This is a genomic window from Thermotoga sp. Mc24, assembly GCF_000784835.1.
In the GTDB taxonomy this organism is placed as follows: Bacteria; Thermotogota; Thermotogae; order Thermotogales; family Thermotogaceae; genus Thermotoga.
Genome location: NZ_JSFH01000010.1, coordinates 72,972 through 90,513 on the forward strand (window position 1 = coordinate 72,972; position 17,542 = coordinate 90,513).

17 protein-coding genes are annotated in these 17,542 nt (G+C 43.7%); 12 read left to right on the forward strand and 5 right to left on the reverse strand.

Annotated features, from left to right (window positions below; translation table 11 throughout):
* The first annotated feature begins 1 nt into the window (after position 1).
* The 9 genes from MC24_RS06635 (at position 2) to MC24_RS06675 (ending at position 10,725) form a co-directional block, all read left to right on the forward strand.
* On the forward strand, positions 2-655 hold the full coding sequence (locus MC24_RS06635; protein ID WP_004080605.1) for a DUF2291 domain-containing protein: 654 nt from the start codon (positions 2-4) through the stop codon (positions 653-655).
* A 1-nt stretch (position 656) separates the two neighbouring features.
* Positions 657-2,228: a sugar ABC transporter ATP-binding protein gene (locus MC24_RS06640; protein ID WP_004080606.1), complete on the forward strand. Its 1,572-nt coding sequence runs from the start codon at positions 657-659 to the stop codon at positions 2,226-2,228.
* Between the two features lie 7 nt (positions 2,229-2,235).
* A complete protein-coding gene (locus MC24_RS06645; protein ID WP_004080607.1) occupies positions 2,236-3,231 on the forward strand; it encodes an ABC transporter permease in 996 nt (331 codons plus the stop codon).
* Between the two features lie 7 nt (positions 3,232-3,238).
* Positions 3,239-4,099, forward strand: coding sequence for a transketolase (locus MC24_RS06650; RefSeq protein WP_004080608.1), 861 nt, complete (start codon positions 3,239-3,241; stop codon positions 4,097-4,099).
* Positions 4,096-5,031, forward strand: a complete 936-nt coding sequence (locus MC24_RS06655; RefSeq protein WP_004080609.1) for a transketolase family protein — start codon at positions 4,096-4,098, stop codon at positions 5,029-5,031. Before MC24_RS06650 ends, MC24_RS06655 begins: the two co-directional genes overlap by 4 nt.
* A 1-nt stretch (position 5,032) precedes the next feature.
* The gene (gene glpK, locus MC24_RS06660; RefSeq protein WP_004080610.1) at positions 5,033-6,511 is read left to right on the forward strand and encodes a glycerol kinase GlpK; all 1,479 of its coding nucleotides are present in this window, start codon (positions 5,033-5,035) and stop codon (positions 6,509-6,511) included.
* A gap of 15 nt (positions 6,512-6,526) precedes the next feature.
* A complete protein-coding gene (locus tag MC24_RS06665; RefSeq protein ID WP_004080611.1) occupies positions 6,527-7,942 on the forward strand; it encodes an L-fucose/L-arabinose isomerase family protein in 1,416 nt (471 codons plus the stop codon).
* 47 nt (positions 7,943-7,989) lie between these two features.
* Positions 7,990-9,510, forward strand: a complete 1,521-nt coding sequence (locus MC24_RS06670; RefSeq protein WP_004080612.1) for a DUF5605 domain-containing protein — start codon at positions 7,990-7,992, stop codon at positions 9,508-9,510.
* A 216-nt stretch (positions 9,511-9,726) separates the two neighbouring features.
* Positions 9,727-10,725: a LacI family DNA-binding transcriptional regulator gene (locus tag MC24_RS06675; protein ID WP_004080613.1), complete on the forward strand. Its 999-nt coding sequence runs from the start codon at positions 9,727-9,729 to the stop codon at positions 10,723-10,725.
* A 5-nt stretch (positions 10,726-10,730) separates the two neighbouring features.
* Here the strand turns inward: MC24_RS06675 and MC24_RS06680 are convergent, their stop codons facing one another.
* Positions 10,731-11,384 carry a radical SAM protein gene (locus tag MC24_RS06680; RefSeq protein WP_038053715.1) on the reverse strand — a complete coding sequence of 218 codons (654 nt, stop codon included), beginning with the start codon at positions 11,382-11,384 and terminating at the stop codon, positions 10,731-10,733.
* A 21-nt stretch (positions 11,385-11,405) separates the two neighbouring features.
* Between MC24_RS06680 and MC24_RS06685 the strand changes: the two genes are divergently transcribed.
* A complete protein-coding gene (locus MC24_RS06685; protein ID WP_038053718.1) occupies positions 11,406-12,107 on the forward strand; it encodes a DUF429 domain-containing protein in 702 nt (233 codons plus the stop codon).
* Here the strand turns inward: MC24_RS06685 and MC24_RS09920 are convergent.
* Together MC24_RS09920 and MC24_RS09925 are read right to left on the reverse strand one after the other, a co-directional pair.
* Positions 12,064-12,699: an LVIVD repeat-containing protein gene (locus MC24_RS09920; protein ID WP_268745478.1), complete on the reverse strand. Its 636-nt coding sequence runs from the start codon at positions 12,697-12,699 to the stop codon at positions 12,064-12,066. The genes MC24_RS06685 and MC24_RS09920 overlap by 44 nt on opposite strands.
* Before the next feature lie 15 nt (positions 12,700-12,714).
* Complete coding sequence (locus tag MC24_RS09925; protein ID WP_235280341.1) at positions 12,715-13,014, reverse strand: hypothetical protein; 300 nt, start codon at positions 13,012-13,014, stop codon at positions 12,715-12,717.
* 88 nt (positions 13,015-13,102) lie between these two features.
* Between MC24_RS09925 and MC24_RS06695 the strand changes: the two genes are divergently transcribed.
* Positions 13,103-14,371 carry a PhoPQ-activated pathogenicity-related family protein gene (locus MC24_RS06695; protein WP_038053721.1) on the forward strand — a complete coding sequence of 423 codons (1,269 nt, stop codon included), beginning with the start codon at positions 13,103-13,105 and terminating at the stop codon, positions 14,369-14,371.
* 51 nt (positions 14,372-14,422) lie between these two features.
* Entirely contained in the window at positions 14,423-15,214 is a 792-nt protein-coding gene (locus tag MC24_RS06700) for a hypothetical protein (protein ID WP_235280342.1), read from the forward strand.
* On the opposite strand, the gene MC24_RS06705 is transcribed toward MC24_RS06700, so the two are convergent.
* Both MC24_RS06705 and glnA read right to left on the reverse strand, forming a co-directional pair.
* Positions 15,208-16,236 carry a hypothetical protein gene (locus tag MC24_RS06705; protein WP_038053723.1) on the reverse strand — a complete coding sequence of 343 codons (1,029 nt, stop codon included), beginning with the start codon at positions 16,234-16,236 and terminating at the stop codon, positions 15,208-15,210. The genes MC24_RS06700 and MC24_RS06705 overlap by 7 nt on opposite strands.
* Positions 16,176-17,495 (reverse strand): type I glutamate--ammonia ligase, encoded by a 1,320-nt coding sequence (glnA, locus tag MC24_RS06710; protein WP_038053726.1) that lies wholly within the window; start codon positions 17,493-17,495, stop codon positions 16,176-16,178. Before glnA ends, MC24_RS06705 begins: the two co-directional genes overlap by 61 nt.
* Between the last annotated feature and the right edge of the window lie 47 nt (positions 17,496-17,542).

A 17,542-nucleotide genomic window follows, 5' to 3' on the forward strand; every position in this document is an offset into this window, starting at 1 on the left:
TTTGAAATCGAAGTTAACTAAAAGAAAAGTTATTTCCATGATTGTTGTCTTCTTTATCTTACTTCTGATCTATCTTTCGTGTGATGTCATTCCTATAGAAGAAATGGAGAAAGGCTTCGATCCCAAAAGATACGCCAGAGAATTATGGTTCAAGCTCCAAGACATGATGAACGAGGGACTTGGTTATGATGCGGTGGAAGTTTTAAATACATTGGACGAAAATCCTGAACTTGCTCATCAAAAGTTTGCTAAGGTAGTTGGCGTTTCAAATTACAGATATTACATCATACAGGGTGTAGGAGAAATTGTTGAAATAAAAGACGATGGAATACTCGTTAAAGTCAGAGAAAACCGCAAAGTTCCAGATTTGTTTCTAAGTAATCACATTTTTGGCAATGGAATAGTCAACGCTACTGGTATTGCAAAAATGGAAGATTTTGATAGAATCATTGATTTCAACCTCACTGCCACGGAGCTGAACAAAATAGTGAAAGAAGAGGTGGTCAATTCTTTCTTAAAACAACTCTCGAAAGGAGCAGGCAGCGTGGGTTCTCTTGTTAGATTCATAGCCGTTTTTACTCTACTCAAAGATGAAGAAATTAAGTATCCAATAGAAGCGATTCCGCTTTATCTGGAAATTCAGGGAGGTTTTTGATATGATGCTCAACACAGAAAAAGAAAGGGAAGTATTGCTGGAAGCCAGAAATATTACCAAAACTTTTCCGGGAGTAATCGCTGTCAATAATGTAACTCTTCAAATATATAAAGGGGAAGTTTGCGCTCTGGTTGGAGAAAACGGAGCTGGCAAATCCACTCTCATGAAGATTTTGGCCGGGGTATATCCGGATTACGAGGGACAGATCTTTCTGGAAGGAAAAGAGGTTCGATTCAGGAATCCAAGAGAAGCCCAGGAGAATGGAATCGCCTTAATTCCTCAAGAACTAGATCTTGTACCTAATCTTAGTTCAGCTGAAAATATCTTTCTCTCCAGAGAACCGGTCAACGAGTTTGGTGTGATTGAATACCAGAAAATGTTTGAACAAGCTTCAAAATTATTTTCAAAGCTAGGAGTTAATATCGATCCAAAAACAAAAGTGGAAGATCTGAGCACTAGTCAACAACAAATGGTAGCTATTGCTAAAGCACTTTCACTTGACGCCAAAATAATCATCATGGACGAACCAACCTCTGCCATAGGTAAACGTGAAACTGAACAACTGTTCAATATTATAAGATCTTTAAAAAATGAAGGAAAATCTGTGATTTACATTTCTCATCGATTAGAGGAAATATTCGAAATAGCTGACAGGGTTGTTGTGATGAGAGATGGTAGAAAGGTAGGAGAGGGTCCCATAGAAGAATTTGATCATGATAAACTTGTTAGATTAATGGTAGGAAGAAGTATAGATCAGTTTTTTATAAAAGAACGTGCGACAATAACAGACGAAATTTTCAGAGTGGAAGGTATTAAACTGTGGAGTTTGGACAGAAAGAAACTTTTAGTTGATGATGTGAGTTTTTACGTCAGGAAGGGAGAAGTATTGGGAATATATGGATTAGTCGGCGCTGGAAGAACAGAACTTTTGGAGGCTATATTCGGCGCCCATCCAGGTCGTACAGAAGGAAAGGTATTCATTGGAGGAAAAGAAATAAAAATTCACTCTCCTAGGGACGCTGTAAAGAATGGGATAGGATTAGTCCCAGAGGATAGAAAAACTGCAGGACTGATTCTTCAAATGTCTGTTTTGCATAATATAACCCTCCCTTCAGTGGTAATGAAACTTATCGTTAGAAAATTTGGATTAATAGATAGTCAACTCGAAAAAGAAATCGTTCGTTCGTTTATAGAAAAATTAAACATTAAAACTCCTTCACCCTATCAAATCGTGGAGAACCTCAGTGGAGGAAACCAGCAAAAAGTAGTTCTGGCAAAATGGCTTGCAATAAAACCAAAGGTACTTCTCTTAGATGAACCTACCAGAGGAATTGATGTAAACGCAAAGAGTGAGATTTACAAACTCATAAGTGAAATGGCTGTTTCAGGAATGGGTGTAGTTATGGTTTCCTCTGAACTTCCAGAGATACTTGCCATGTCCGACAGAATTCTTGTTATGTCTGAGGGGCGGAAAACAGCTGAGTTTCTCAGAGAAGAAGTCACCGAGGAAGATCTTCTGAAAGCAGCAATCCCCAGAAGTGTGAAGGTAGAAACAACACAAAGGGAGGAGTGAGTAAAAGATGCAGGTCGAGAGATCCAGAGCGAAGATTTCGTGGTATCAAAGGATATCTCGCTATCAGTCGATTTTCATACTTCTTGGTCTTATCGTCTTGTTCAGTTTTCTGTCCAATCGATTTCTCACTCTTGAAAATTTCTGGATCATTCTCAGACAAACAGCTGTTAACCTCTGTATAGCTGTGGGTATGACGTTTGTCATTCTCACGGGAGGAATAGATCTATCTGTTGGTTCTATCCTTGGATTCTCGGGGGCTGTAACCGCAAAACTTTTGAAGTATGGTCTGATACTAAGTGCGTTTGGTGTCGTGCTCAAGTTCAATCCTCTTGGTGCATCAATAATTGGAGTCTTGGCTGGTTTTGCAATAGGATTGTTCAATGGGTTTATTATCACAAGATTCAATATTCCCCCATTTGTGGCCACACTGGGAACAATGACAGCAGTTAGAGGATTCATCATGCTTCTGACTAAAGGACATCCTATAACGCGATTGGGTGATAGTTTTGACTTCATAGGTTCTGGGTGGTTTTTAGGGATTCCAATGCCAGTCTGGATAGCCGCTATAGCCACAGGAGTAGGCATTTTTATTCTCAGAAAAACTCAGTTTGGAAGATATGTATATGCTGTTGGAGGTAATGAAAAAGCAGCAGTTCTCTCTGGTGTGAATTCAAAACTGACGAAACTCTGGGTGTACGCGATATCGGGTATCCTCTCGGCTGTTGCAGGTCTAATAGTTACCGCCCGTTTAGATTCAGCCCAGCCAAATGCTGGTTTGATGTACGAGCTAGATGCAATAGCCGCAACAGTTATTGGAGGAGCCTCTCTTTCAGGTGGAAAAGGAACTCTCATAGGAACTGTTGTAGGTGCATTGATAATTGGTGTTTTGAACGATGGGTTGGTACTCGTTGGTGTTTCTCCTTTCTGGCAACAGGTTGCAAAGGGATTCATAATAATAGCTGCTGTGATAGCAGAAAAACTCGGTAGAGGGGAAAAGGAGTGATCAAAGAGTGGGTGCATTGACCAGACACGAGGTTCTTGAACTGAAAAGAAAAGCTATCGAAATAAGAAAGATGATTCTCGATATGATCTACAAGGCAAAGTCAGGGCATACCGGCGGTTCCTTATCGAGCGTGGAAATCCTGGTAACACTCTTTTACAAAATTCTCAGAGTGAAACCGGAAGATCCGAACTGGGAAGACAGAGACAGGTTTATTCTGAGCAAGGGTCACAGCGTTGAAGCATATTACGCAGTCTTAGCTGATAAAGGATTTTTCCCGAAAGAAGAACTCGAGACGTACTGCAAGTACGGTTCTAGGCTCACAGGACATCCCACCAGAAAAGTCCCAGGGGTTGAGGTGAACACCGGTGCGCTTGGTCATGGTCTTGCCATCGGGGTTGGTATGGCTTTAGCAGGAAAAATGGATGGTAAAGACTACAAGGTTTACGTTTTGATGGGAGACGGGGAGCTGGATGAAGGAAGCGTCTGGGAAGCAGCACAGGTGGCGTCCCACTATAGTCTTGATAATTTGATAGGCATAGTTGATAGGAATCGTCTTCAGATATCTGGCCACACAGAAGAAGTCTTGAAACTGGAACCACTCTCAAAAAGATGGGAAGCATTTGGCTGGAACGTGCTGGAAGTTGATGGTCACGATTTTGAGTCACTTTACAAAACGTTTGTCTCCATACCTAGAGAAACTGGGAAACCACATTTGATAATCGCAAACACGATAAAAGGAAAAGGAATCTCCTTCATTGAAGGAAGAGTAGAATGGCACCACAAGGTTCCAAGTGATGAAGAATACAGGAAAGCCATCGAAGAGTTAGAAGAACAGCTGAAAACGCTAGAAGAAGGTGATATGGTATGAAAGTTGCTCTCAGAAAGACAATAGGTGAAAGATTGCTAGAACTTGCGAAGCAGGATGAAAAGATCGTGGTTGTAACCTCTGATGCACGGGGATCCGCGGCCATTGCGGACTTTTTCAAAGTATTTCCAGAAAGATCAATAGAAGTCGGAATAGCTGAGCAGACAGCAGCTGGAGTAGCCGCCGGTCTTGCCCTCTGCGGAAAGAAGGCCTGGGTCTTTGGACCTGCATGCTTCTATTCCGCAAGAAATTTAGAGCAGATAAAAAACGACATTGCCTACTCGGATGCCAATGTGAAAATCGTGGCAGTCAGTGGAGGGGTCAGCTATGGCCCTCTGGGAAGTACACACCATGCTCTCCACGACGTAGCTGTTATGAGAGCCATTCCCAACCTGAAAGTATTGCTTCCCAGTGATGCTGTTCTTGCAGCTGCCATCTTGGAACAGTTACTGAAAGATGAGAAACCCGTATACATGAGAACGGGAAGGAATCCGGTACCTGTGATCTATTCACGAGACGAAAAATTCGAGGTAGGAAGAGCAATAACATTGAAAGAGGGCAATGATATCACAATAATAGCAACAGGAGAAGTCGTGTGGAGAGCTTTGGAAGCGGCAAAGATTCTTGAAAAGGAAGGAATAAGTGCAAGGGTGATTGATATGTTTACCGTTAAACCCCTGGATGAAGAAGCAGTTTTCAGAGCTGCTCGAGAAACAGGAAGAATAGTAACCGTTGAGGAACATAGCATTTTTGGAGGTCTCGGTGGAGCGGTTGCAGAATTCCTTTCTCAAAATTTACCTACTCCTATGAAAATCCTTGGGATACCCGATGAGTATCCGGTTACAGGAACGCAGGATGAAGTTTTAAAACACTACGGCCTTGCGCCAGAGGGGATTGCAAAAACTGTCTTAGAGTGGTTCAAGGAGGGAAATTAGAATGTACGTTCTCGCAATAGATCAGAGTACCTCTGGTACGAAAGCTATTATATTCGATGAGAAAGGAGGAATTGTTCACAGGGTAACGGTGTACCACAAACAGTACTATCCAAAACCAGGCTGGGTAGAACACGATCCTGAGGAGATCTTTCGAAACACCTTAGATGCATGCAGAAAAGTCATTGAAGAATCGGGTATAAAACCGCTCGAGATAGAAGCTCTAGCTATTACGAACCAAAGAGAAACAACCATCTTGTGGGAGAAGAAATCAGGGAAACCAGTCTACAACGCTGTGGTCTGGCAGTGTCAGAGAGGGGCTTCTCTCTGTGAAGAGATAAAGAAAAGGGGATTGGAAGGGAAGATAAAAGAAAAAACAGGACTCGTAGTTGATCCTTATTTCTCTGCCAGTAAAATCAGGTGGATTCTGGACAATGTGGAAGGCGTAAAAAACAAGGCAAAGCAAGGAGAAATTGCTTTTGGAACAGTGGACAGCTGGCTGATCTGGAAATTGACTAAAGGGGAAGTTCATGCAACAGACTTTTCAAATGCGAGCCGCACACTTCTTCTCAACATTCATGAACTGAGATGGGATGAAGAAGTACTGGAGATCTTTGAAATTCCACCTGAAATCCTCCCTGAACTGAAAAGTTCAGATTCTGTCTTCGGTTACACCGATTTGGGATTTTTACCGAAAAAAATTCCCATAGTCGGTGTCATGGGAGATTCTTCTGCCGCTCTCTTTGGACAGGGAGGATTCTATTCAGGGGATATAAAGGTTACCTACGGTACAGGGAGTTCCACCATGTTGAACATAGGGGAAAAACCAAATGTATCAGATTCGCCCATTGTGTGCTCTGTTGGATGGGTCGTAAAAGAGACTTCCAGTTATGTACTCGAGGGTAACATTCATTCAGCAGGTGACACAATTGTTTGGTTAAAGGAAAAACTCGGAATCATAAGCGATCCCTCTGAAACAGAAAAAATAGCACTCTCTCTTGAAAACAACGGAGGGGTTTATTTGGTTCCTGCCTTCGTTGGGCTTGGGGCCCCGTACTGGCGAAGTGATGTGAAAGCGGCTATTCTGGGGCTTCAAAGGAATCATGGAAAAGAACATGTTGTTCGAGCGGCTTTGGAGTCCATAGCCTATCAAGTGAGAGATATCTTCGAGGAGATGGTCAGAATATCCAGTAAGGAACCCACCGAGGTCAGGGCAGATGGAGGAATCACAAGAAACAGATTTCTTATGCAGTTTCAGGCGGATATTCTGAACATACCAGTTTTAGTAAGCAACATAGAGGAAGTATCAGCGAGAGGAGTAGCTTTTGTTGCTTTGCTTCATCTCGGAGCGTTCAGCGATCTTGAAGAGATAAGGCAAAAGATAACTTACAGGGAAAAATACGAACCCCGGATGGGTGATGAATTACGGGAAATGTACTATGAAGGGTGGAAAACTGCTATCAGAAAACTACTCACCGAGTGAAGGAGGGAAAATGAAATGGAAAAGATGACCTTTGGTTTGATCGTCGGAAACAGGGAATTTTTCCCCGACAGACTGGTAGAAGAAGGAAGAGAAAGGGTAATAAAAGTTTTAGAAGGCATGGGATACAGGGTGGTAACCCTTTCACCCTCTGATACGAAACTCGGAGCTGTGGAAACAGCTAAAGACGCTAAAAAGTGTGCGGAACTTTTTAAGGAAAAAGCCGGGGAAATAGACGGGATTATTGTTACTCTTCCAAATTTTGGTGATGAGAAAGGAGTAGCTCAGGCAATCAGATTGAGTGGTTTGAATGTTCCTGTGCTGGTCCATGCGTTTCCAGATGATCCGGAGAAGCTCGACCTTCAGAATAGAAGGGATTCTTTCTGTGGAAAAATATCTGTAAGCAACAACCTGAAGCAATATGGGATAGAGTTCTCCTTGACGACACTTCATACAGAGGATCCAGAAAGTGAAGTATTTAAACGGGACATAGAGAAGTTTGCTGCCGTGTGCAGAATCGTTAAGGGAATGAGAAACATAAAAGTTGGAGCAATAGGAGCGAGACCCAGTGCCTTCAACACGGTGAGATTCTCTGAGAAGATCCTTGAAAGAATGAGCATTTCTGTTGAAACGGTAGACCTCTCGGAGATTCTTCACAGAGTTTCTAATCTCAAAGATGACGACGAGAGAGTAAGGAGAAAACTTGAGGAGATAAAGAAAAATTACAGGTTACAGATTGTACCGGAAGAGAAAATTCTCTTGATGGCAAAGTTTGGATCCGTCATTGACGAATGGATTGAGGAAAACGATATAAAAGCTCTTGCAATTCAATGTTGGACCTCTCTTGAATGGAATTTGGGAATAACTCCGTGTACCATCATGAGCCTTCTCAACGAAAAAGGAAAACCTGCCGCCTGCGAGGTTGATATCACCGGTGCTCTCTCTATGTATGTACTCCAGTTAGCTTCTGGACAGCCATCTGCAATAGTTGACTGGAACAATAACTACAGAGATGAAAACGAAACAATTCTCTTCCACTGTGGAAATTTCCCGGCTTCTATCTATGAAGAAAAACCTGAAATCAAATATGCAGATGTAATAGGAACAACTGTGGGTAAAGAAAGGGCCTATGGAGCTTGTGCAGGGAAGATAAAGACCTCACCGTTCACTTTTCTGAGGCTCACTACAGATGATAACGAAGGAAAAGTGAAAGCATATGTGGGAGAAGGGCAGATACTGGATGAAAATCCAAAGACCTTTGGAAGCAGGGGCGTGGCAAGAATTGAGAAGCTCCAGGAACTCATGAAATACATCTGTGAAAACGGATTTGAACACCATGTAGCGATAAATCTCTCGAGAGTGGCAGATGCTGTGAAAGAAGCTTTGGAAAAATATCTTGGGATAGTAGTTCATAAACATAACGCTGAAGTTTAGAGATTAAACCAGTTCTGGATGCTCTATGAATAAGAAGGGTGATCTCGATGACTCAAAACAATGTTGAAAAATGGGGAACATACGAAATAACACTCAAAGGGAAAGCGGAGGGGAATCCTTTTACAGACGTAGAAATCAAAGCAGTGTTTACAAGCGAAGCTGGTGACAGTTTTGAAGTGGAAGGCTTTTATGATGGGGAAGATACCTTCAAGATCAGGTTCATGCCGAACAGGACTGGTTTGTGGAAGTACGAGGTAAGAAGCGACATCAAAGATCTTGACGGTATGAAAGGAGAGTTTCTGTGTGTTGACCCTTCTGAAGGGAATCATGGACCTGTTCGAGTGTGCAACACTTATCATTTCTGCTATGAAGATGGGACACCTTACCATCCGTTTGGGACAACACTCTATGCGTGGGTACACCAGAGAGAAGAACTCATTCAGCAGACACTCGAATCACTCAGGAACTCTCCATTCAACAAAGTCAGGATGTGTGTGTTTCCGAAGTACTACGCTTACAATAGAGAAGAACCTCCTATGCTTCCTATGAGCTGGAGAGAGGAAGACGGGAGATATCAGGTAGAGTTCAATGTGAAGTTTTTCCAGCACTTTGAGAGGTTAGTGAAGGAACTTATGGACATGGGGATAGAAGCGGACGTGATACTGTTCCATCCGTATGACAAATGGGGATTTTGCAGCATGCCGGAAGAAGTGGACAAAGCGTACTTGAGGTATCTGATAGCGAGAATTTCTTCTTACAGAAATGTGTGGTGGTCAATGGCGAACGAATACGACCTTATCAAACCACAAAAAGACTGGGATGGATACTTTCATTTCATAGTGGAGAAAGACCCTTATAACCATCTAAGATCAGTGCATCAGTGTTTCAAGTTTTATGATCACACAAAACCCTGGATAACACACGCCAGCATTCAGTGGCAGGGGTCACTGAGATCGTGGAGCGGAGAACCTGAGATAGATATAGGCATAAATTTAATACCAAAATGGCGCGAGATGTACAAAAAACCAGTTATCATCGATGAATGTGGCTACGAAGGGAACATTGAGTACGGATGGGGTAATCTGCCACCACAGGAGATGATGAATCGCTTTTGGGAAGGTGTTACCTCTGGAGGTTATGTGACACATGGAGAAACTTATTACTCTGAAGACGAAGTCCTCTGGTGGTCAAAAGGCGGAAGATTGAAAGGTGAAAGTCCAAAAAGAATCGCATTCCTGAGAACGATTATAGAAGAAGCTCCACCGTTTCTTAAACCTATCAAGCTTGATCCTATGATGGACTGGGACGTTCATTGCATTGGTAAAGAAGGAGAATATTACCTGATCTACTTTGATATCAACAGACCAGTGAAAAGAACCTTAAAGCTTCCAGAAGGTAAGTACAGAGTAGATTTAGTTGACTGCTGGGAAACAGAGATACATAGTCTGGGGATCTTCCAGGGACAAGTTGTGATAAGGTTGCCGGGGAAATCGTATGTCGCTTTAAGAATTCAAAAAATGGAGAATAACGACGATTGGATAATTCTCCGAGAAGATGCTAAATTATAAATGAAATCATTATTAATAGCTAAGTTTTTGTTTTGAATAGATAAAACAGGGTATGAGCGTACCACCATTGACGAGTGTTGCTGTTGACTCTTTATATTTACGTTTTTCAGCAAGAAAATCATTGAAGGAGTAGCAGCAATGGGAGGTTAAAAGAATAAGGCTTCTCATCAGTGATAAAATTTCATTGAAGATACTCGACAGGAAGGAGAAATTAGCATGAAAAGGCGCCCTACAATAAATGATGTGGCGAAATTAGCTGGTGTTTCGATTTCAACTGTTTCCAGATATTTGAAAGATCCCTCGCAGGTCAGTGAAAAGTTAGGAGAGAGAATAAGAGAAGCCATAAAGAAACTGGGATACAAACCCAACAAGATAGCCCAGGGGTTGAGAACTGGTGATTCCAAAATGATAGGCTTCATCGTACCTGATATAACGAATCCCGCTTTTCTTACTATAGTTAAGGGAGCAGAGGATTTTCTGAGAAAAAAAGGTTATTCATTTATCATAGGAGGAACCGATCATAAATCGAAAGATGAAGTAGTGATTCTCGAATCTTTCATATTCCACAACGTAGACGGTGTTATAGTAACATGTACAGGCTACGAAAACAAAGCTCTAAAAGAACTTATAGAGAGATATCACCTCAAGTTGGTTTTCGTGGATAGAAGGTATCCCGGCATCGATGCTCCCTATATTGGTGTTGATAATTTTGGAGGAGTTGCCAGGATGGTTGATTATTTGGTCGAAACAGGTCATAGGTCATTTGCCTACCTTTGTGGAGATATGACCTCAACTGCGAAAGAACGTCTGGAAGGTTTTCTCGATCGTATGAAAAAGTACAAGATAAAGGATTACCAGGTTCTGTACGGAGAATTCACGTTTGAGAGTGGTTATAAACTCACCAAAAGATTGTCAAAAATACCGGACGCAATAATAGCTGGAAACGATCTTATGGCCTTTGGTGTGATAGAAGCTCTGAAAGAGAGAGGATTGGTAGTTCCAGAGGACGTCAGTGTAACAGGCTTCGACGATATGTTTTTCAGCAAATACTATAAACCTTCTCTAACTACTGTTCGTCAGGATCTTTATGAAATGGGAAAACAAGCCGGGAAAGTTCTGTTTGCACTTATTTCTGGAAAGAAGATAAGAAAAAAAGAGTACATACTTCCAACGGAAATCGTTATAAGAGATTCTGTGAAAGAAAGAAGAGCATAATATTTCTACGGATACATTTCCAGATACTCCTTCTCTATCCTGCACGGAATGGGGAGTCTTTTTTCAAGCTCTTTCAGTCCTTTTTCTCTGAAAAGATCGTAGACAACAGCGACCCAGAAATGGACCTTTCCGTGGAGATGCTCCAGTGCTTTCAGCTGGTAGCGGAAGTACTCACCGCTTGCTCCTGTGATTTTCTCAAAACTTTCTTCATCCCAGCCTTTCACACTCACTCTGATTAAAACGTTGAGGCCCACGAAAAGATCCACAAGAGAAGGATCGATTCCAAACATCAGACCGTTTGTCTCCAGAATGAAGGTGCCATTCACAAGTTCTATAACTTTTCTCACGTGTTCGGCGGATCTTCTCCCAAGGATCGGTTCTGCCCCGCTGATCCTGAAAAGATCACACTTTCTTTTCTTTGAGATCTCAAGAAGCCTTTCTGCTACTTCCTCTGGTGAGAGAAAATCCCCTGCACGCTTGGGCCTGAGGTTTCTGAAGTAGTTCCAGCAGTAGGCACAGAGAAACTTACATCCTACAGTATCCGCTGTAACGATTCCCCCGTAGTAAAGAGAGTATCTGAATCTATAGTATTTTCGCCTTTCACCCTTCATGACAAGCGATTCCATCTCCATGGCTCTTTGTACCGGATTGAAGGCCATATTACCCCCTCCTTGTGTATAATGTACACGATGATCACAGCCGGTGTGGATGGTACGAGGAGAGGATGGGTGTATTCGATAGTGGAGGGAGACAGGGTTCTCGAGATAGGATTCATGGAACACTTCATGTTCCTGGACTTTCCCACACTCGTTGATATTCCCATCGGTCTCCCGAAAAAAGGCGAGAGAGAGTGCGACAGACTTGCCAGAAGAATCCTTTCAAAGAGAGCTGCGAGTGTTTTTACGGTCCCGTGTAGAGCGGCCGTCTATCAGAAAAGTTACAAGGATGCACTGAGAGTCAACAGAATATGCCAGGGGAAAGGATTTCCTATTCAGTTCTGTCATATAGCGAAAAAAGTGAGAGAGGTCGACGCTTTTCTCAGAAGCTACCCAGATCTTTCCGATCTGATCAGAGAATCCCACCCTGAGTTGTGCTTTCTGAGGATATCAAACAGGATGATGGAATCGAAGCACACCAGAGAAGGTTTGAACCAGAGAATCGAGGTCTTGAAAGAACATCTGGTCTTCGATGTGGAAAATCTGCAGAAAATTTGCAGAGAGCACAGAATACATCTTCACGATGTGCTCGATTCACTCGTTCTTGCACTGGCTCAGCAATTTCCTCTTGAGAGGATACCGGAAGATCCCCCACTGGATGAACACGGCCTTCCCATGCAGATCATTGCACCAGCAAGGACACAGCGTTCGCCGAACCCTGAGTGAGGACGTTGAAAACCTCATTCATGTGAGAAGGATCACTCACATCCACCACAGTCAGGTATCCGTTGAAGTCTGCAATGTAAAGAAATCCTTCATAAAGCCACAGACTCTGAGCCTTTCCTCCACTCGTTGGTATGTGATCGAGAACGAACGGGTTTCCAGGATCTGAAACGTCAATCGTTTGAACACCGAACGCGTAGTCTGCAAGATACAGCACACTATCTGAAACGATCACATCGTAGGGTGTCTGCGATTCGTAGGTCCCCAGAATTTGAGAGAGATCGTTCGCATCGATGATCGATACCCCTTCACCGTAGACAACGGCGTAGATCCTCTCATCTGACACGAAGACACTTCTCACCGTTCCAAAATTCACTCTTTCGAGAAATACAGGATTTGCCGGATTTGAAACGTCCACCACCTTCAAACCCACATTGTAGCAGGCCACGTAAGCGTAGTTCCCCGAAACATGCACCTTTTCCGCCCAGTCCGCTTCTTCGAGTCTTGCAAGCAATGCAGGAGAAAAGGGATCGGAGACGTCGTAGACCAGAAGACCGTTCGTCCAGTCTGCCACGTAGAGATGATCATTGGACAGAGCTACTCCGTAGGCTTAGTGGGTGTTCAGCTGATTCAACTGAACGGGATTTTCGGGATCGCTCACATCGAGAACGTGGATTCCGCTCTGACCATCTGCGAGGAACGCATACTGTCCCGAAACTTCAACATCGAGAGCGCTGTTTGCGAGAGAAACAAAAGAAATACTAACGGGGGTAGCTGTGACGTCGAACACTTCCAGACCTTCCCCGGTTGCCACCAGGGCATAGACCTTTTCTTGAGGCAGAGCCGGTATCATCTGGAAGCATCCAGAAAGGAATAGAAGAGCGAGAATAACAGGAAAGATCGCCTTCATTCTATCACCTCCCTGTGCATTCTACGTCCAGTAGTAAAAGAAAAATGAAAAAACAGTGTAAGATTTATAACTGGAGGGGGGAGATAACATGAAAAGATTTCTGGCAATTCTTTTGATTCTTCCGGTCATGGTGCTTGCGATACATCCTCTGGATCTTCTTGTTCGTGCGAGGGGAAATCCTGTCTACGAGACGATCATTGCAACCACAACCCAGGACGGCGACGAGATATACATACTGAAATCCTTCGGCATGAACTGGCAGAACATCCAGTGGTTCCACAGAGTGGGCATAATCCTTCCGTCGAACTTGAATTACAAAGATAGGGCGTTTTTCTTCATAACAGGAGGAAGCAGAAAAGAAGAAAACGAACGCTATTATGATTCGTTTCTGGAAGAGGTGAAAGAGAATCTGTGGGTGGCGAAGGAATTCGAAGCACCTTTCGTAGTTGTGGGGGACGTTCCGAATCAGCCAATTTTCGGGCTCAGAGAAGATGCCCTGATCGCAGAAACGTTCAAAATGTTCCTTGAGAATCCAGATCCGTTTCTTCCCCTCCTTGTTCCCATGACGTACGGTGTGATAAAGGCCATGGACACAGCGCAGGATTTCCTTGAGAAAAAAGGCGTGGAAATCAAAGGCTTCATGGTATCGGGGGCCTCCAAAAGAGGGTGGACCACGTATCTTACGGCGATCTTCGATCCGCGTGTTTTCGCCATCGCTCCTATGGTGTACGACAATCTGAACATAGAAGCCCAGCTTTTGCATCAAAAGGAGTACTACAGCACTTACAGCGAAAAACTCAAAGATTATCAGGAAAAAGGGCTTTTCGAAACTCTCGAAAATGATCTGGGAAAAAGGCTCCTTGAAATTGTCGATCCTTACGCTATGAGATTGAGACTCTCTCTTCCAAAGATCCTTGTACTCGGCACCAACGACGAATACTGGACCGTGGATTCGGCGAACCTCTATGTGGATGACCTTCCGGGTGAAACCTTTCTATTCTATTCTCCAAACGATCCCCATAACCTGAAGAATGTGAAAGAGATAATAGAGACTCTTTCTTCGTTCTTCAAGATGTACCCCAAACTGCCGAAGGTGGAATTTTCTTACGAGGGCGGTAAAATACTCGTTGAAAAGATCCCGGAAATTGTGGACGCGGAACTGTGGTTTGCAAGATCGAAGAGCAAAGATTTCAGAAAGACGGTGTGGCTCAGATGTGGCGTGGAAGAAACCGATGATTCGCTGATCGGGGTACCTCCTGAAAAGCCTGAAGGTTTTTATCAAGCGTACTTCTTGAGGGTAACTCTCGAAACCAATGGTTTGAGGATTAAGCTTTGCAGTAAGATGATGGTGGAATAGCGGGGTGAAACCTTGGGAAAATGTAAATATTGTGGGAAGCCCGCAGGTTTCTTGAAGACCAAGCATAAGGCGTGTGAGGTTATCTACCAGGAAGGATGGAAAAAGATGCTGGATTTCGTCGAAAAGTCTTTCGAAAATGGAAACTTTCAATCTCTTAGGGGTCAGCTTCTCGAAATAGCTCGGAACCATTTCAGAACAGAGAATGATGTGGAAGATGTACTTGCAACAGTCTGGGAAAGGATGGTGGATCACTTTTTGAATGACGGCAATCTCGATGAATCTGAGGAAAGGATCCTCGCCAGTTTCATATGGGAAACGGGACTTTCTGAGGAAAAATTGAACAGGAAGGGTGCCTATGAGAAGTTCAAGAAGGGAAGATTGTTGAGAAAAGTGGTTCATGGAGAAATAGAACAGTTCGAAGGACCTGTCCCCGTCATCCTTGGAAAATCGGAAGTACCTGTGTGGGTCTTTCGAAGCGTAGAAAACTACGAAATGAGAAAACGAAAAGAGTACGCGGGAGGATATTCTGGTCTCAGTATAAGGATCGCACGTGGCGTTTACTACAGGGTGGGAGGCTTTAAAGGAACTCCCGTTGAAAAGACTGAACTGACGCATGTCGATAAAGGAACACTTGTTTTAACGAGCAAAAATCTGTATTTCGTCGGACAAACAAGAAGTTATAAGATTCCTTACGAAAAAATCATTTCGGTCATTCCATACAAAGAGGGAATCATGGTGTACCAAGATGCAAAGACGAAAAAGCCTCAGTTTTTTGAACTGGATGACGTTTGGTTTTCTTACAACCTTCTGGTGAATCTGATAACACTGGCGAAAACTCAGTAAACTGTGTAGAAGATGAGTTCTCCAGAATCGGTGCAGAGAACAGCAAATTCTTTTTCTGAGATCTTGAAAATCTTCAGAGGATACTTTCCCGTTTTAACCGTTTGAACGACTCTATCGTTTTTTATCAGATACAACTCTTCTGCTTCCACAGAAAGTGCCACCAGATAGTTTCCTATCTCCTCGAGGTAGAGCACAGGGTGCGGCACGTTGATTTGTCTTACATTGCCGTCTCTGTCAACCACAGAGATAACGGGAGAAACAAGGCTGGCAACTGCGATGTCGGGTCCATAGAAGGAAATACCGTAAGCAAAATCGGGAAGGTTTTTCTTCCACACCACCTTTCCGTTCACCAGTTTCACGAGCCAACCGTTTCGATAGTCAAGGACATAATCACCGCTCGAACCCTCCACGTAGCGTAAAGGCCGGGAAAGCCCCAGACGGACAGAAGTCATGTTACCGCGCTTGAGATAAATTACATCGGGATCGTCTTCATCTCTCCAGTAGCAAAGGTAGGCGATTCCTTTCGAAGTTGGAACGAAATAAGTGCTCGGAACACCTGTTCTGTACCTTTCCACTACTCTGAAAGAGTTCCGATCTACTCCCACTAGTGTCCCCTGGGAAAACAACGAAATGTAAAAAACACCGTTGTGGTAAAGAAAGACCGTGGGATCCCCACCAAGAAGAATTTCTCTCTTTCTCTTTCCCGAAGGAGTGAGTTCAACGAATTTTCCCTCGAACATATCAGTAACGTAGAAGTTTCCTTTGAGGTACATACCCCAGACAGGGTAGGAAAAACCTGTGAAACGCGCTGTTACTCTCTTTGAAAGCGCATTCACCGCGACGACTTCTCTTTTCAAAGAATCAACGAGGGTGATGACACCCTCGTTGATCGTTCCTCTCAAAGGATTCACATTGAGATCTATCCTCTCTGTTTCGAGGATTCCCGCGAAAACACTTACGATCAGAGATACAAGTAGCGCTGCAGTTCCCAGTTTGTAACGTAAGTGCTGTATTCCATCCACTCTTTCTCCGCTGCCTCCACAAATTTTTCGAATATGTGCTCTCCCAGCGCATCTATTATAACATCATCTTTCTTGAGTTCTTCAACGGCCTCTTTCAAGCTGCCGGGAAGAGATCCTATACCCATTTCTTCCCTTCTTTCCGGAGTCATGTGGTAAATGTTCTCCTCGACAGGCTTTGGAGGTTCAATTTTGTTCACTATGCCATCCAGACCTGCTGCAAGGATGGCGGCGAATGCCAAATAGATGTTACAGGATGGATCGGGAGACCTGTACTCCAACCTTGTAGCCTTTCCTCTTGCTTTCGGTATTCTGATGAGGGCGCTTCTGTTTCCAACTGACCAGGTGATGTAAACGGGGGCTTCGTATCCTGGAACGAGCCTCTTGTAACTGTTAACTGTTGGATTTGTGACAGCAGCGAGTGCCCTTGCGTGTTTCAGAATACCACCGACGAAGTACCTGAGATCATCGGAAAGTTCGAGCGGTTTACTTGGATCATAGAAGGCGTTCTGGTCACCTTTGAAGAGGCTCATGTGAACGTGCATACCGGAACCGTTCACACCGAAGAAGGGTTTCGGCATGAAGGTCGCGTAGTAACCATGGAAGATCGCCATGGTTTTGATCACAAGTTTCACGGTCTGGGCGTTGTCGGCTGTTCTCAGGAAGGTATCGTACTTGAAGTCCACTTCGTGCTGGGAGGGAGCTACTTCGTGGTGTGTGGCTTCAACGATTATTCCCATTTTCTCGAGGGCAATGGCGACATCTCTTCTTATCTCTTCGGCTTTGCTCAACGGGAGAAGGTCGAAATACCCACCATGATCGAGGAATTCTGGAACGGGTTCTCCTTTTTCGTTGGTGGGAAGGATGAAAAATTCCATCTCGGGACCCGCGTACGGCGTGTAGCCCAGCTGTGCCGCTTTTTCCATCATTCTTCTGAGTCTGTACCTTGGATCACCTTCGAAAGGCTTACCATCGGGAGTGTAAACGTCGCAGATGACCCTTGCGCTCTTTGCACCGTCGACTGTCCATGGAAGAACAGCAAAGGTGTCGAGGACGGGTTTGAGGTACATGTCGGATTCTTCGATTCTCACAAAACCTTCAATGGAGGAACCGTCGAACATGATACCGTCTTCCCATGAATCAAGGAAAATCTCGGGAGTTATTTCCACGTTTTTCAAGATCCCATTGATGTCAGTGAATTGCAATCTGATGAATCGAACGTTCTCCTCTTCAATGATTTTCTTGATAGTTTCAATTGTCATAACAGCACCTCCTCTTGAACATAAAAAATTATTGTGGTATAATTAAT